This is a genomic window from Pseudomonas sp. NFX1, from assembly GCF_051123555.1.
Classification (GTDB): Bacteria; Pseudomonadota; Gammaproteobacteria; order Pseudomonadales; family Pseudomonadaceae; genus Aquipseudomonas; species Aquipseudomonas capeferrum.
This window is the reverse complement of record NZ_CP169366.1, coordinates 623436-639059: the sequence shown is the minus strand read 5'-3', so window position 1 is coordinate 639059 and position 15624 is coordinate 623436. Positions and strand designations below refer to the sequence as shown.

Here is a 15624-nt window from a genome sequence, read left to right as displayed (position 1 = left end):
CCGCGACAAGCCATCACTGCGCTATCAGTCGATGACGCGCTGCATGCGCACGAAGCATTCATCCTCGCCCACCTCCGCAAAGCCCCTGCGTTGATACAACAACCGAGCCGGGTTGCTGCGAAACACCATCAAGCGCAGCAGTGGCAAACGCCGCTGTTTCGCCCAGCCGGCGAGGGCCTCCAGCACCCGGCCGCCGATGCCGCGCCCGCGGTGCTCAGGCAGCAGGTGCAGCTCTCGAATGAACAATGCCTGGCGGTCCTGGCTGAGGCTGCAGTAGCCCAGCACCTGTTCACCCTCCATCACCAGCCACTGCTCGCGCCAGGCCCAGGCCTGGTCAAAGGCTTCTTCGATCCACAGCAGGTCGAATTCGCGGTAGTACGGCAGCATGGCCCGGCGCGTGAGGTCGCGGGCGAAACTGCGGTGGGCATCGGTGGCGGGTATGAGCTTCATGCCGTTATTGTGCACCGCTCACGTGGCATAGCACACGGGCGAACTGCCCGGGCCATGGCGCTCCAACTCATCTTCCAGCCATTGGGCGAGTACCTGGGCGTTGTTGTGCTCGGTATCCTTGGCGGCATAGAGCAAGGTCAGCGTGCCCTTGGCGGCCAGGCCCAGCAGCGGGTACCAGTACTCGGGGTGTGCGGTCAGCTCCTGCCGGTAGCGTTGGGTGAAACCGGCAAAATCCACCTCGCCCTGGTGAAATGCCTTGCGCAAACCCTCCGAAGGCGCCACCTCGCGCAGCCATTGGCCATGCAGGTCATCCTTGCGCTTGTTGCGCGGCCACAGGCGGTCGACCAGCATACGCTGGCCATCTTCGTCGGCGAGCGCTTCGTAGACACGTTTGCAGCGGATCATGGGCTTCTCCGGCCATTGCCGTCTGTCTTGAGCCTAGATAATTCATTGACCGAGGTCACGGGCCAGTAACGAATTGTTTCTATGCTCACAGCCTTCGGCACCTTCGCCCGACGCCAATCGGAGCCCCCATGGCAACCCCGTCCCTGGCCAGCGAGCCGCACCTGGCCCAACGCGATGCGCGCCCGCAGCTGTCTCACAAGCCCGGCCGCGCCACCGTGGTTCTGTTCTTCGGCCTGCTGCTGGCCGGCCTCGCCTATACCGCCTGGAGCCTGAAACAGGACGTCAGCGCCAGCGGCACGGTAATCACCACCGTCACGCCATTCCTGCTGCTGGGCCTGGCGTTGCTGATTGCCCTGGGTTTCGAATTCGTCAACGGCTTCCACGACACCGCCAACGCCGTGGCCACAGTCATCTATACCCACTCGTTGCCGGCACCGGTTGCCGTGGTCTGGTCGGGTTTGTGCAACTTCCTCGGCGTGCTGTTCTCCAGCGGTGCGGTGGCGTTCGGCATCATTGCCTTGCTGCCGGTAGAGCTGATTCTGCAGGTCGGCTCTTCGGCCGGTTTCGCCATGGTCTTTGCCCTGCTTCTGGCCGCGATCATCTGGAACCTGGGCACCTGGTGGCTGGGCCTGCCGGCCTCGTCTTCGCACACGCTGATCGGCTCGATCATCGGCGTAGGGGTGGCCAATGCGCTGATGCACGGGCGCGACGGCACCAGCGGAGTGGACTGGGCCCAGGCCAGCAAGGTGGGCTATGCCCTGCTGTTTTCGCCGCTGATCGGCTTTGCCTGCGCCGCCTTGTTGCTGCTGGCCCTGCGCGCACTGGTCAAGCGCAAGGCGCTGTACCAGGCACCCGAAGGCCAGACACCGCCGCCGTGGTGGATCCGCGGCGTGCTGATCCTGACCTGCACCGGGGTGTCCTTTGCCCATGGCTCCAACGATGGCCAGAAAGGCATGGGGCTGATCATGCTGATTCTGGTCGGCACGCTGCCGATGGCGTATGCCCTGAACAAGACCATGCCCAGCGAACAGTCCTTGCAGTTTTCGGCCGTTGCCGAAGTGACGCGCCAGGCGCTGGTGCGCAGCGACCCGCAACCGGTGCCGGCAGACCCTCGCCAGGTGCTGACCCTGTTCATCACCGAGCCCAAGCCCACCCCGCAACTGGTGCCCGCACTCGCCGCACTGACCGGCATGATCGGCGAAGAAGTCAAAGGCTATGGCTCGCTCAAGCGCGTGCCGGCCGAGGCCATGGCCAACGTGCGCAACGACATGTACCTGACCAGCGAAGCCATCCGCCTGATCGAGAAAAACCAGCTGGTAACCTTTGATGCCGACACCCGCAGCCATGTGCAGCTGTTCAAGACCCAATTGGACGACGCCACGCGCTACATCCCGCTATGGGTCAAGGTGGCCGTGGCCATCGCCCTGGGGCTGGGCACCCTGGTCGGCTGGCGGCGCATCGTGGTGACGGTGGGCGAGAAAATTGGCAAGACCCACCTGAGCTACGCCCAGGGCGCCTCGGCCGAGGTGGTTGCGATGTGCACCATCGGCGCGGCGGACATGTTCGGGCTGCCTGTGTCGACCACCCATGTGCTGAGCTCTGGTGTGGCCGGGACCATGGTCGCCAATGGCTCGGGGATCCAGAAGCGTACGCTGATCAATCTGCTGATGGCGTGGGTGCTGACTTTGCCGGCGGCGATGCTGCTGGCGGGTAGCCTGTACTGGGTGCTGAATCAGGTTTTCTAGGCTGCAAGATGAGCCTGTGGGAACAAGCCCCACAGGTTAAGTACCTGGCGTTCAGCCCGGGATTTTCAGGCCCCGTTGAACGGCAGGGCGTTCGAGGAAGTTGGCCAGCACCCGCTGCACTTCCTTGAACGCATCGAAGCCCACCAGCTCACGGGCGTTGTAGCGCTCCACCAGGTTGCGCACCCAAGGGAAGATGGCGATATCGGCGATGCTGTACGTGTCGACCATCCACTCCCGCCCTTCAAGGTGCCGATCCAGCACGCCCAGCAGGCGCTTCGATTCGTTGACATAGCGATCGCGCGGGCGCTTGTCTTCGTATTCCTTGCCCGCAAAGAAGTGGAAGAACCCGACCTGGCCAAACATCGGGCCGATGCCGCCCATCTGGAACATCAACCACTGCAGGGTCTGGTAACGGATGGCAGGGTCCTGGCTGAGCAACTGGCCACTCTTCTCGGCCAGGTACTGCAGGATCGCGCCCGACTCGAACAGCGCCAGCGGCTGGCCGCCAGGGCCGTTCGGGTCGAGGATGGCGGGGATCTTGTTGTTGGCGCTGAGGGAGATGAACTCAGGGCTCATCTGGTCATCGGTGTCGAAGCTGACCTTGTGCGGCTCGTACGCCAGGCCGATCTCTTCCAGCATGATCGACACCTTGACGCCGTTGGGCGTGGGCAGCGAATACAGCTGCAGACGCTCGGGGTGCTGGGCGGGCCATTTGCGGGTGATGGGGAATGCGCTCAGATCGGTCATGGTCAACCTTGCCTGGGGGATGGGCTTGTCACTCTAGTGACATCCCCGCCCGCTGACCATCACCGACCACTCATCGGCACTGGCCGATCACGCCTGGCCATGGGCCTTGAGCTTGAGCTTTTCGGTGTCGACCCGCACGAATACCGAGTCGGCAGTCACCGTCAGCACATCGTCCGCCCAGACCTCGCAGATGACCCGGCTCTTGCGCCCGACTTCGCCTTCAACGCGCGCCTTGAGCAGCAGCTCCACCCCCATGGGCGTCGGTTTCAGGTAGCTGAGGTTGAGCGTGCCGGTGACGCAATCGATGCGCGGCAGGCTACCCGCTTCGCGGCCTTCGTTGCGGTAGTGGTAGGCCATGGCGGTCCAGTTGGAATGGCAATCGACCAGCATCGCCAGCAAGCCGCCGTAGACCAGGCCGGGCCAGCCGATGAAGCTGCTGTCGGGCGAGTGTCGGCACACCAGGTGGATGCCATCGGCGTCCCAGTGGCTTTGCAGGTGCAGGCCGCTGGGGTGGGCACAGCCACAGCCGTAGCAGCTGCCTTCTGGCGCGGCGAGTTGCTGGAGAGAAAGGGTTTGCTCGTTCATACGCTTCCTGTGCTTGTTGGAATGGGAAGGGATGCAAGCGTCGATGGTAGCGCCGCATTTTGTCAGCGCCAATGAGAATGCCGGGGCTGCGTTGCAGCCCATCGCGGCACAAGGCCGCTCCCACCGGTCTGTACACGACAGCACAGTACCTGTGGGAGCGGCCTTGTGCCGCGAATGGGGCGCAAAGCGCCCCCAAGGATCACGCGGTCTGCGCAACCACCTTGCCGCGCCGCTGGGTCAGCGACACCAGCAGGATGAACAGCGTCACCCCCGCCGTCATCAGCGTCTCGTAACGGTAGGCATCGCTGAACAGCATGTAGCCCAACACCATGACGATGGTGCCGATCACCAGCCAGGTCAGCCAGGGGAACAGCCACATCTTCAGCTCCAGCGGTGTGCCTTCACGTTCGGCACGTGCCCGCATGCGCAGCTGGGACACGGCGATCACCAGGTACACCAGCAAGGCGATGGCACCGGTGGTGGACAGCAGGAACCCGAACACCTTGCCAGGGAACACATAGTTGACCAGGCAACCGGCAAAGCCTGCCAGGGTCGAGAAGATGACCGCGACCGTCGGCACGCCTGCACCGGAGATACGCTTGGTCATGCTCAGCGCCTGGCCGCGGGCACCCAGAGAGTAGAGCATCCGCGACGCGGTGTAGAGGCCGGAGTTCATGCAACTGGTCACCGCTACCAGCACCACCAGGTCCACTAGCAGCTTCGCGCCCGGCACGTTCAGTACTTCCAGTACCCGCTGGAACGAGCCCACGGCTTTCAGGGCCGGGTCGTTCCAGGCCACCAGCGACACCACCAGGAAGATCGAAGCCAGGTAGAAGATGGCGATGCGGTACACCACCAGGTTGGTGGCGCGGCGGATCTTGTCTTTCGGGTTTGCCGTTTCGTCAGCGGCAATGGTGACGATCTCGGCGCCGAAGAACGAGAAGATGGTGATCAGCACGCCGCCCAGCACGGTGCCGAAGCCATTGGGCATGAAGCCGCCGTTGTCCCACAGCCGGCTCACACCCGACACCTCGGCCAGCGGCCAGAAGCCGAACACGGCCAGGCTGCAGACGACGATGAAGGCAATGATGGCAATCACCTTGACCAGTGCGAACCAGTACTCGAAGGCACCGAAGTTCTTCACGCTGATCAGGTTGGTACCCGACAGCAAGACCATGATCAGGAAGGCGAACAGCCACGATGGCACACCGGGGAAGTAGGTATGCAGGATGTCTGCGCCGGCGATGGCCTCGACCGGGATGATCAGTACCCAGAACCACCAGTACAACCACCCGATGGTGAAGCCTGCCCATGGGCCGATGGCCTCGGAGGCGTAGGTGGAGAACGACCCGCTGTTGGGGTTGGCGATGGCCATTTCGCCCAGCATGCGCATCACCAGCAGCACCAGCAGGCCGGTCATGGCATAGGAAATGAGGATGGCCGGGCCGGCGGTGGCAATCGCGTTGGAGGAGCCGATGAACAGGCCGGCACCGATGATGCCGGCGATGGAGATCATGGACACCTGACGGGACGTCAGGCCGTGCTGCAAGGAACGCTGTTTCTTGTTGTCTAGCGAAGCCATGGAGAACCCTCGAATGGGTCGCCGCGCGGGGGCGGCTAAAAATTGGAGCAGAATTCTTATCAATTTCTGATGTTGGTTTTTTTGTTGTTCTGAAGATGCCGGTACTGGCTACTTCCCTCCTCTTCGCACGACCGGTTGTAATCGTTGATCCAGGTCAGTATTAATCTATAGGTCTGGGTCAACAAACGACCTTTTCGAAGCACATGATTCCGATTCGGAATGAACTTCATCCTTTTTTTGCTCGGTACGCGCCTGTCATGTCCAAACGCCTGATGCCCTCGACCACCGCCCTCCAGTGCTTCGAAGCGGCTGCCCGCCACCTCAGCTTCACCCGCGCGGCGCAAGAGCTGCACCTGACCCAGAGCGCGGTCAGCAAACAGGTCGCGCAACTTGAGGAGATGCTGTCGCACTCGTTGTTCCAGCGCATTCGCCGGCGCCTGCACCTGACCCCGGCCGGTGCGTTGTACCTGACCGAGGTGAACAAGATCCTCACCCAGATCGACATTTCCAGCCGCTACATCCTCAGCTATGGCGACGAGACCGAAGTGCTGCGCATCGCCACCCAGCCGACCTTCGGCGCCCGCTGGCTGGTGCCCAGGCTCAAGGGTTTTGGCGATCGCTACCCGCGCATCCACCTGGATATTCGCAACGAACTGGAACCCTTCGACCTGGTGCAGGCCAAGGCCGACATCGCCTTTTTCTTCGGCCAGGGCACCTGGCCCGGGGCGACCTGCATCGAGCTGTTCAGCGAAGAAGTGCTACCGGTGTGCGCCCCGGAGCTTTTGGCCAGCCACCGCTTCAGCAGCGCCGAGGCGCTGACCGAACACCGCCTGCTGCAGTGCGTGTCCCGCCCTGAGGCCTGGCATGAATGGTTTCTGGGGCTGGGGCTGCACAGCCAGAACAGCTACCACGGGCCGCGCTTTGACACGTTCTACCTGTGCATCCGCGCCGCCATCGCCGGTTGCGGCATTGCCCTGATCCCTCGCTACCTGGTGGCCGAAGAGCTGAGCGAAGGCAAGCTCGTGGTGGCCTGGGACCACCCGGTGCCGAGCAACGGCCGGCACTTCATCGCCCATGCCGAGCATGCGGCCGAGGTGCCGAAGATCAGAGCGTTCGTGCAGTGGATTCGCGAGCGGGTGGCCGAGGGCGATTGAGGTTGCCCATCCAAACCCTAAAAACTGGCCAGATCATGAATCCAGGGAATGACCGCAATCGAATAATTCGTTTGCGGAATAACCCGCCGGCACGCTTGGATAATAAGAAACTCGAACAAGGTCCGCGTGCCCCATGAATCAGGAAAGTATCAGCCAGTCCATTGCCATCGTTCACCCCATCACACTTTCCCATGGCAAGAATGCGGAAGTCTGGGACACCGACGGTAAACGTTATATCGACTTCGTCGGCGGCATCGGCGTACTCAACCTGGGGCATTGCAACCCTGCCGTGGTCGAGGCGATCCAAACCCAGGCCACCCGCCTGACCCACTATGCCTTCAACGCCGCGCCCCATGGCCCGTACCTTGAGCTGATGGAACGCCTCAGCCAGTTCGTCCCCGTCAGCTACCCGCTGGCCGGCATGCTGACCAACAGCGGCGCGGAAGCGGCGGAAAACGCCCTGAAAGTAGCCCGCGGTGCCACCGGCAAGCGCGCCATCATCGCCTTCGACGGGGGTTTCCATGGCCGCACCCTGGCCACCCTGAACCTCAACGGCAAGGTCGCCCCCTACAAACAACGGGTCGGCGAGCTACCCGGCCCGGTCTACCACCTGCCCTACCCCAGCGCCGACACCGGCGTCACCTGCGAGCAAGCGCTCAAGGCCATGGACCGGCTGTTCAGCGTCGAGCTGGCGGTCGAAGACGTGGCAGCGTTCATCCTTGAACCCGTGCAGGGCGAAGGCGGCTTCCTCGCCCTCGACCCGGCATTCGCCCAGGCACTGCGCCGCTTCTGCGACCAACACGGGATTTTGATCATCATCGACGAGATCCAGTCGGGCTTTGGCCGTACCGGCCAGCGTTTCGCCTTCCCTCGCCTGGGTATCGAGCCAGACCTGCTGCTGTTGGCCAAAAGCATCGCTGGCGGCATGCCACTGGGTGCGGTAGTCGGGCGTCAGGCCTTGATGGCGGCGCTGCCCAAGGGCGGCCTGGGCGGCACTTACTCGGGCAACCCGATTGCCTGCGCGGCGGCGCTGGCAAGCTTGGCGCAGATGACCGACGAGAACGTCGCTACCTGGGGCGAGCGCCAGGAGCAGGCCATCGTCAGCCGCGTGGAACGCTGGAAAAAACAGCACCCCTTCATCGGCCGCCTGACCGGCGTCGGTGCAATGCGCGGCATCGAGTTCGTCAATGCCGACGGCAGCCCAGCCCCCGCGCAACTGGCCAAGGTGATGGAAGCGGCGCGGGCCAAAGGTTTGCTGCTGATGCCCAGCGGCAAGGCGCGGCACATCATTCGCCTGCTGGCACCACTGACCATCGAAGCCAATGTGCTCGAAGAAGGGCTGGATATCCTCGAGCAGTGCCTGGCCGAGCTGAACTGAGGGTTACAGGCCCAGTTCTTCGGGTGTGAGCATGTCGGACTCGAAGGCGATCCAGCCGCCTTCGAGTTCGGCGTGGCCGTTGACGATCGGGCCGTAGTAGGTCAGGCCGTTTTCCAGGGTGACGCAGATGTGCGTGGCGGGCTTTTCGGGGGCCGCGAGCGCGCCGACGAAATGCACCTTTTTCAGGGTTTCAGTCACCGCTTCAAGGCCAACACGGATGTTGGCGTTCTCCGATGCCTCGACATCGCCCCCACGGTCTTCGGTGCTGACGGTCACGGTGGCGATGTACGGGTACTTGCTGCTCAAGCGGGTTACCTCAATAGGATAGGTAGGCGTGTGGGCGCGTAGAGTACGGCAGCCTTTCGTTGTTGTCTCTACTGGCCTGATCGCGGGCAACTCGGATCGCCGCACTGCCGCCAACAGGTGATCTGAATGCCCCGATCTGTTAGGGTGCCCGCCGATGCACGCCACACCACACGAGGATCCCGAGTGAGCGCCGAAGAACCCCTGATCGCCGACCTGTTCGAGGTCGACAAACGCCTGTCCCTCAAGCCCGTCGTGGACTTCAACAACTACCTGCGCAACGCGTTCGCCGAAGGCCCGTGCCAGTGCCACCGCTGCCGTGACGGTGGCGAGCAGAGCAGCTACAGCCATCAGCACAACTTCACCCTCGAAGGCCGAGCGCTCAATCGCCGCTTCGCCACCACCGCAGGCAGCGACGTGCTGCTGGTGCTGAAAAAAGCCTGGCTGTCGTACCACAAGGAAGACCTGAACCTGGTCGGCGCACTGGACCTGGCCAAGCTCAAGACCTTCACCGACGCCACCCTGCACGAGCGCCTGCTGGCCCTGCTGCCCGCCAGCGGCCTGGCCCGCGAAGTGGACGGCCAATGGTTGCTGCAAGCCCAGGCCGACTGACGGCCCGGCGGTAAAGCAGGATTCTTCCGGTCTGCTACCTTGGGAGAATCCGCATCCCCGCAGGTAGTCCGCCATGGCCCGTACAACGCCCATCGAGCTGTATCGCAATATCGGCATCGTCGCCCACGTGGATGCCGGCAAGACCACCACCACCGAACGCATCCTGTTCTACACCGGGGTCAACCACAAGATGGGCGAGGTGCACGATGGTGCCGCGACCATGGACTGGATGGCCCAGGAACAGGAGCGCGGCATCACCATCACCTCGGCGGCGACCACAGCCTTCTGGCAAGGCTCGACCAAGCAGTTTGCCGACAAGTACCGCTTCAACATCATCGATACCCCAGGCCACGTCGACTTCACCATTGAAGTGGAGCGCTCGTTGCGCGTGCTCGATGGCGCCGTGGTGGTGTTCAGCGGTGCCGACGGGGTCGAGCCGCAATCGGAAACCGTCTGGCGCCAGGCCAACAAGTACCATGTGCCGCGCCTGGCCTACATCAACAAGATGGACCGCCAGGGCGCCGACTTCCTGCGCGTGGTCAAGCAGATCGACCAGCGCCTGGGGCATCACCCGGTACCGATCCAGCTGGCGATCGGCAGCGAAGAGCACTTTATCGGCCAGATCGACTTGGTGAAGATGAAGGCCATCTACTGGAACGACGCCGACCAGGGCACCACCTATCGGGAAGAAGAGATCCCAGCGGAGCTGCGCCCACTCGCCGACGAATGGCGCGCGCACCTGGTCGAGGCCGCCGCCGATGCCAATGATGAACTGACCCAGAAATATCTCGACGGCGAAGAACTGACCATCGACGAGATCAAGGCCGCCTTGCGTCAACGCACGATCGCCAACCAGATCGTGCCGACCATTCTGGGCTCCTCGTTCAAGAACAAGGGCGTGCCGCTGATGCTCGATGCGGTGATCGACTACCTGCCCGCGCCCTCCGAGATCCCGGCCATCAAGGGCACCGACCCGGATGATGAAGAAAAACACCTCGAGCGCCACGCCGACGACAACGAGCCGTTCTCGGCCCTGGCCTTCAAGATTGCCACCGACCCATTCGTCGGCACCCTGACCTTCGCCAGGGTGTACTCCGGCGTACTCAGCTCCGGCCATGCAGTGCTCAATTCGGTCAAGGGCAAGAAGGAGCGCATCGGCCGCATGGTGCAGATGCATGCCAACCAACGCGCCGAGATCAAGGACGTCTGCGCCGGCGACATCGCCGCGCTGATCGGCATGAAGGACGTGACCACCGGCGACACCTTGTGTGACATGGACAAGCCGATCATCCTCGAACGCATGGACTTCCCCGACCCGGTCATCTCCGTGGCGGTAGAGCCCAAGACCAAGGCCGACCAGGAAAAAATGGGCGTCGCCCTGGGCAAGCTGGCCCAGGAAGACCCGTCATTCCGAGTACGCACCGACGAAGAGACCGGCCAGACGATCATCTCTGGCATGGGTGAATTGCACCTGGACATCATCGTCGACCGCATGCGCCGCGAATTCAACGTCGAGGCCAACATCGGCAAGCCGCAGGTGGCGTACCGCGAGAAGATCCGCAACACCTGCGAGATCGAAGGCCGCTTCGTCCGCCAGTCCGGCGGGCGCGGCCAGTATGGCCACTGCTGGATCCGCTTCGCCCCTGGCGACGAAGGCCAAGAGGGCTTGGAGTTTATCAACGAGATCGTCGGCGGCGTGGTGCCACGCGAGTACATCCCGGCCATCCAGAAGGGCATCGAGGAGCAGATGAAGAACGGCGTGCTCGCCGGTTATCCGCTGATCAGCCTGAAGGCGGCGGTGTTCGACGGCTCCTACCACGACGTCGACTCCAACGAGATGGCCTACAAGATCGCCGCCTCCATGGCCACCAAGCAACTCTCGCAAAAAGGCGGGGCGGTGCTGCTGGAGCCGGTCATGAAGGTTGAGGTGGTGACGCCGGAGGAATACCAGGGCGACATCATGGGCGACCTGAGCCGGCGCCGCGGGATGATTCAGGATGGCGACGAGACACCGGCCGGCAAGGTGATTCGTGCCGAGGTGCCGCTGGGCGAGATGTTCGGCTATGCCACGTCGATGCGCTCGATGACCCAGGGGCGGGCCAGCTATTCGATGGAGTTCACCCGCTATGCCGAGGCGCCGGCCAGCATTGCCGATGGCATTGTGAAGAAAAACCGCGGCGAATGATCGTGCGCCCAGTGCCAGCAACTGCCTTGCTCAGATGCCCAAAGCCGGCCTGATCTCTGTGGGCGGGCTTGCCCCGCGAAGAGGCCGGCCCAGACACTGCCGCTGCCGGGCACCGGCTTCGCCGGTGTTCGCGGGGCGAGCCCGCGCCCACCAGGCATCTCATGACAACGCTCAGTGCTGTTCGCCGGCCCGTTTCAGCAGCTTCTTGCAGCGCTCGGACAGGTGCACCACCCGCAGCTGCTTGCCCGCCTTGGCATAGCGCTCGCGCAAGGTCTTCAACGCCGCAATTGCCGAGTAGTCGACAAAGCTCAGGTGCTGGCAATCCAGGGTGACCTTGGCCGGGTCGCCCGCCGCATCGAACTGGTTGAGAAACGGCGTGACCGAAGCAAAGAACAGCGTGCCATGCACCTGGTAGCGCTTGCCCCCCTCGCCGTCCTCGTGGCTGTCGGCATACAACTCCCGGGCATGCTGCCAGGCAAAGTTCACCGCCGCGATGACGATACCGAACAGCACCGCCATGGCCAGGTCGGTGAACACCGTGACGATGGTCACCGCAATGATCGCCAGCACATCGCTGACCGGCACCTTGTGCAACACGCGCAACGAGGCCCAGGCAAAGGTCTGCTGGGCAACCACGAACATCACCCCCACCAGGGCCGCCAGCGGGATGCGCTCGATCAGCGGCGACAGGAACAGCACGAACAGCAAGATCATCACCCCAGCGACCACCCCAGACAGCCGACCACGGCCGTTGGAGCTGAGGTTGATCACCGTCTGCCCGATCATCGCGCAGCCGCCCATGCCGCCACATAGCCCGGAGACCATGTTGGCTGCCCCCAGGGCCACGCACTCGCGGTCCGGGAAGCCACGGCTTTCGGTGATCTCGTCGGTGAGGTTGAGTGTCAGCAGGGTTTCCAGCAAGCCGACCATGGCCATCAGCACCGCGTACGGGGCAATGATCTGAAGCGTTTCAAGGTTCCATGGCACATCCGGCAGTGCCAGTTGCGGCAAGCCGCCGGCGATATGCGCCATGTCGCCGAGGGTACGGGTCGGTAAACCGAGCAGGTACACCAGCAGGCCTACCCCGAGGATGGCCACCAGCGCGGGCGGCACGGCGCGGGTCAGCTTCGGCAGTACGTAGACCACCAGCATGGTCAACGCCACCAGGCCGATCATCAGGTACAGCGGTGCACCACTGAGCCAGTGATCGCCCTGCTTGAAGTGCTCCAGCTGGGCCAGGGCGATGACGATCGCCAGGCCGTTGACGAAGCCGAGCATCACCGGGTAGGGCACCAGGCGCACCAGTTTGCCCAGGCGCAGTACGCCAAACAGGATCATCACCACACCGCCCAGCAGCACCGTGGCCAGCAAGTACTGCACGCCGTGCTGCACCACCAGCGCGACGATCACCACCGCCATCGAGCCGGCAGCGCCGGAGATCATGCCCGGCCGGCCGCCAAACAGCGCGGTCAGGGTGCAGATGATGAACGCGCCATACAGGCCCATCAACGGGTTGAGGTGCGCCACCAGGGCAAAGGCGATGCACTCGGGCACCAAGGCGAACGAAGTGGTGAGGCCGGCGAGCACGTCGGCGCGGAGTCGGGCGGGTTTCATGGCGTTCCTGTGAGGCGGTCCAGGCGGACGGGCTGGCAATCAAGGGGCGCGATGTTACGGAATTTGTCTTACAGCGGCCACCGCTCAACGCACCCGGTCAAGGCTCTGTACCGCCAGGTCCAGCGCACGCTGCATGTCCAGGCGCGCCGAGCGGCCCAGGTCCGGGTGGTTCAGCCGGCCGCCCCGCTCAGACGGCAAAATTGGCGCAGTCAGGTCTTCGGCATCCATGGCTTCGAAGTCCTGCTCGGTACCCAAGGTCAATGCACTGCGCCGCAACAACATGCGGACCTGCTCGGGTGTCAGTGCCGGGTTGATCGACAACATCGCCGCCACCGTCGCGCTGACCAGCGGCGTGGCATACGAAGTGCCGCAGTGTGGCTTCTTGGCACCCGCGGGGCGGATGCAGGCCGCGGCGCTGACGTCGACGCGCATGTCGATGTTCGAGCTGCGGCGCTTGCGCACATGCTGCGGGTCCTCGACCGGCACCGCCTTGTCACTGCGCTGATGGCCGCCTACCACCAGCAATTGCTCAGTAATGAACGACGATGGCAAACGGTATTCGTCGGTGCCGGACCACGAGGCGCCGTTGCCCGCCGAGTTGATGACCACCACGTCTGGGTGCTCGGCCCGCAACCAGAGGAAGAACTCTTCCAGCAGCTCCTCATACCCGCTCATCGCCAGGCCCGAGCGGACCAACGAATCGACTTCATCACCCGCAACATTCTTCGCGCCCACCCGATGGATGCCCCAGCTCCAGTTCAGAACGCGCACGCCGTCTTCGACAAGGTTGACCGAAGCCGCGATGTTGGCGGTGATACCGGCATCCGAATTGCGTTCGACAATGACCTCGAAGCCCGGGCTGGGTTTGCCCAACCCCGGCAGAAACCCGCCTTCCACGCCTTTACCCTGAGCCGCGAGAATGCCGGCGACATGGCTGCCGTGGCTGTCGGCACGGTTGCCATCCCGGCCATACAGGCAGGTATTGCCTTTCGCACAGGCACCGCGATAGCCGATGAATCCCGGTGCGTCGAAATCCACATCGCGCTCGATCACCCCGACGCGAATGCTGTGTACCGCCACCTTGGAAGCAGCGATACGCCGCTGGTAGAAATACAGCGCATCCATGAAGCGGTTGGCCGCCCACTCGTCCGCCTGGTCCATGGCCTGGCGGCTGCGACCGTCACCTTCCTCTGCACGTTCGGGGGCGGACTCTTCGACAATCACGGCATCGACGCTGACTTCACTGCCCATGCGCAGGATCATCGCGTCGCGCTGCACCAGGTCGTGCACCGGCAAGCGCAGTTGATAGACATTGAGCGGTGGGATGGCGCCGACCACCTTGGCGCCAAACTTGTCGGCGATACGCTGTGCTTCTTCGCGGCCGTCGTGTTTTTCTTCGATCAACAGGCTTACCAGGTCGAGGTACGTGGTCAGCCCATCCATGTTCTTCGCCACTTCCCCGGGGCCAGCGGCAAGGACATGGCTGCCCTGGCGGCTGAGCCAGACGGGGTTGCTCTTGCGCCCAGCGGCCTCGATCCACAGCGGCGCGCTGCGCTGGGCGGTACTGTGCAAGGTCAGCTTGAGGGTATCGCCTTGCCGCTCGATATCGGCCTGCGGCAATTGCGCGTCGCCGAGCCAGACCGCAGGCATCTGCGGCCCCAACCCTTCGCTGCGCAAGCACCATTGCAGGCGCCTGGCATCGAGCAGGTCACCGCAACGCTGAAGTTGCTTGATGCGCAGCGTGTCCCCGGCCGCACCGGCAACGCTGGCGAACAGGCACAACAACAACGTGGCACAGCGCTTCATGCGGTCACTCCCGGCGGCGTCTGAGGTTGCGACTGCCGGGGCAAATCAAAGGTTCAGCCGCAGCCCGATGTCAGTCGTTGATGCGCAGCCTGCACAACCTGAGCAAATTTGCCATCATGTTGATTCCCCCTGCGGAGATCATGGACATGCCGCTACGCCCCTTTTTCGCCTCGCTGCTGCTGGCGGCGAGCCTGAGCGCTCAAGCCGCCACCGAAGTCATGCCGCTGCAGTACCGCAGCAGTGCCGAGTTGCTGCCTGCCGCGCAATCGTTCATCGGCAAGGACGGCACCGTCAGCGCCTTCGAGAACAAGCTGATCGTCAATGCCAGCCCCGAGCGCATCGACGACCTGCGCAGCCTGCTGCAACAGCTGGACACTGCGCCCAAGCGCCTGTTGATCAGCGTCGACAACAACGACAGCAACTTCCAGGACAACCGCGGCAACGCCCGTGTCATCCGCTACGGCACCAGCAACCGTGAAGGCGGCCTGCAACAGGTGCAGGCCAGCGAAGGCCAGGCGGCGCTGATCCAGGTGGGCCAGAGCATACCGGTGACCAGTACCAGCACCGACGGTTACGGGCGCATCCAGAGCAACACCGAATACCGCAATGTGACCCAAGGTTTCTATGTCACCCCAAGCTTGAGCGGCGAGACGGTTCGTCTGCAAATAAGCACCAATAATGACCAAATGAGCCAGGAACGTGCCGATGTAGTGAAAGTGCAAAGCACCGACACGACGGTCACCGGCAAGCTCGGCGAGTGGATCACCCTGGCGGGGTTCAATCAGCAGAGCCAAGCCGATCGAAGCGCATCCAGCCACACTTACACCACACAGCGCGGCGAAAACATGACTTTACGGGTAAAAGTCGACCTTCTGGACTGATCCCAGGCAATTCAAGGCCTCGACCAAAGGCCTTGAAACTGACTGCCGAGTCGTATTAGACCAAAGATGTAGTAACTTAAAAAAGTCACTACAAAACATTTGACAGGCACTTTTTCCCAAGGGCATGATGGCCTCGCTCCCGCTAATCAGGGGCCCTGGCAAGGGCCTTCGAGGCGT

14 protein-coding genes are annotated in these 15624 nt (G+C 63.3%); 6 read left to right on the top strand and 8 right to left on the bottom strand.

Going from position 1 to position 15624, the window contains the following annotated elements:
* Positions 1 to 24: 24 nt before the first annotated feature.
* Both DJ563_RS02780 and DJ563_RS02775 read right to left on the bottom strand, forming a co-directional pair.
* Positions 25 to 450, bottom strand: a complete 426-nt coding sequence (locus DJ563_RS02780; protein WP_258713953.1) for a GNAT family N-acetyltransferase — start codon at positions 448 to 450, stop codon at positions 25 to 27.
* An 18-nt stretch (positions 451 to 468) separates the two neighbouring features.
* A complete protein-coding gene (locus tag DJ563_RS02775; protein ID WP_434518772.1) occupies positions 469 to 855 on the bottom strand; it encodes a DUF488 domain-containing protein in 387 nt (128 codons plus the stop codon).
* A gap of 128 nt (positions 856 to 983) precedes the next feature.
* Between DJ563_RS02775 and DJ563_RS02770 the strand changes: the two genes are divergently transcribed.
* The gene (locus tag DJ563_RS02770) at positions 984 to 2600 is read left to right on the top strand and encodes an inorganic phosphate transporter (protein WP_434518771.1); all 1617 of its coding nucleotides are present in this window, start codon (positions 984 to 986) and stop codon (positions 2598 to 2600) included.
* A 51-nt stretch (positions 2601 to 2651) separates the two neighbouring features.
* On the opposite strand, the gene DJ563_RS02765 is transcribed toward DJ563_RS02770, so the two are convergent.
* The 3 genes from DJ563_RS02765 to DJ563_RS02755 all read right to left on the bottom strand — a co-directional run bounded on the left by DJ563_RS02765 (position 2652) and on the right by DJ563_RS02755 (position 5514).
* Positions 2652 to 3347: a glutathione S-transferase N-terminal domain-containing protein gene (locus DJ563_RS02765; protein WP_274100719.1), complete on the bottom strand. Its 696-nt coding sequence runs from the start codon at positions 3345 to 3347 to the stop codon at positions 2652 to 2654.
* Positions 3348 to 3434: 87 nt separating this feature from the next.
* Complete coding sequence (locus DJ563_RS02760) at positions 3435 to 3932, bottom strand: PaaI family thioesterase (protein ID WP_434518770.1); 498 nt, start codon at positions 3930 to 3932, stop codon at positions 3435 to 3437.
* A 199-nt stretch (positions 3933 to 4131) separates the two neighbouring features.
* Positions 4132 to 5514: an amino acid permease gene (locus tag DJ563_RS02755; RefSeq protein WP_186663228.1), complete on the bottom strand. Its 1383-nt coding sequence runs from the start codon at positions 5512 to 5514 to the stop codon at positions 4132 to 4134.
* A 257-nt stretch (positions 5515 to 5771) separates the two neighbouring features.
* Between DJ563_RS02755 and gcvA the strand changes: the two genes are divergently transcribed.
* Both gcvA and DJ563_RS02745 read left to right on the top strand, forming a co-directional pair.
* Positions 5772 to 6668, top strand: a complete 897-nt coding sequence (gene gcvA / locus DJ563_RS02750) for a transcriptional regulator GcvA (protein WP_274100657.1) — start codon at positions 5772 to 5774, stop codon at positions 6666 to 6668.
* Positions 6669 to 6801: 133 nt separating this feature from the next.
* The gene (locus DJ563_RS02745; protein WP_033699167.1) at positions 6802 to 8046 is read left to right on the top strand and encodes a 2-aminoadipate transaminase; all 1245 of its coding nucleotides are present in this window, start codon (positions 6802 to 6804) and stop codon (positions 8044 to 8046) included.
* Positions 8047 to 8049: 3 nt separating this feature from the next.
* On the opposite strand, the gene DJ563_RS02740 is transcribed toward DJ563_RS02745, so the two are convergent.
* On the bottom strand, positions 8050 to 8352 hold the full coding sequence (locus DJ563_RS02740) for a hypothetical protein (protein WP_033699169.1): 303 nt from the start codon (positions 8350 to 8352) through the stop codon (positions 8050 to 8052).
* 183 nt (positions 8353 to 8535) lie between these two features.
* Here DJ563_RS02740 and DJ563_RS02735 point away from each other — a divergent pair, with 183 nt between their 5' ends.
* Both DJ563_RS02735 and fusA read left to right on the top strand, forming a co-directional pair.
* On the top strand, positions 8536 to 8961 hold the full coding sequence (locus DJ563_RS02735; RefSeq protein ID WP_434518769.1) for a hypothetical protein: 426 nt from the start codon (positions 8536 to 8538) through the stop codon (positions 8959 to 8961).
* Between the two features lie 73 nt (positions 8962 to 9034).
* Positions 9035 to 11146, top strand: coding sequence for an elongation factor G (fusA, locus tag DJ563_RS02730; RefSeq protein WP_033699174.1), 2112 nt, complete (start codon positions 9035 to 9037; stop codon positions 11144 to 11146).
* A 171-nt stretch (positions 11147 to 11317) separates the two neighbouring features.
* On the opposite strand, the gene DJ563_RS02725 is transcribed toward fusA, so the two are convergent.
* Together DJ563_RS02725 and DJ563_RS02720 are read right to left on the bottom strand one after the other, a co-directional pair.
* The gene (locus tag DJ563_RS02725) at positions 11318 to 12760 is read right to left on the bottom strand and encodes a SulP family inorganic anion transporter (protein WP_274100501.1); all 1443 of its coding nucleotides are present in this window, start codon (positions 12758 to 12760) and stop codon (positions 11318 to 11320) included.
* 84 nt (positions 12761 to 12844) lie between these two features.
* Complete coding sequence (locus DJ563_RS02720; protein ID WP_434518768.1) at positions 12845 to 14566, bottom strand: S8/S53 family peptidase; 1722 nt, start codon at positions 14564 to 14566, stop codon at positions 12845 to 12847.
* A gap of 146 nt (positions 14567 to 14712) precedes the next feature.
* Here DJ563_RS02720 and DJ563_RS02715 point away from each other — a divergent pair, with 146 nt between their 5' ends.
* Positions 14713 to 15447: a secretin N-terminal domain-containing protein gene (locus DJ563_RS02715; RefSeq protein ID WP_434518767.1), complete on the top strand. Its 735-nt coding sequence runs from the start codon at positions 14713 to 14715 to the stop codon at positions 15445 to 15447.
* Positions 15448 to 15624 lie beyond the last annotated feature (177 nt).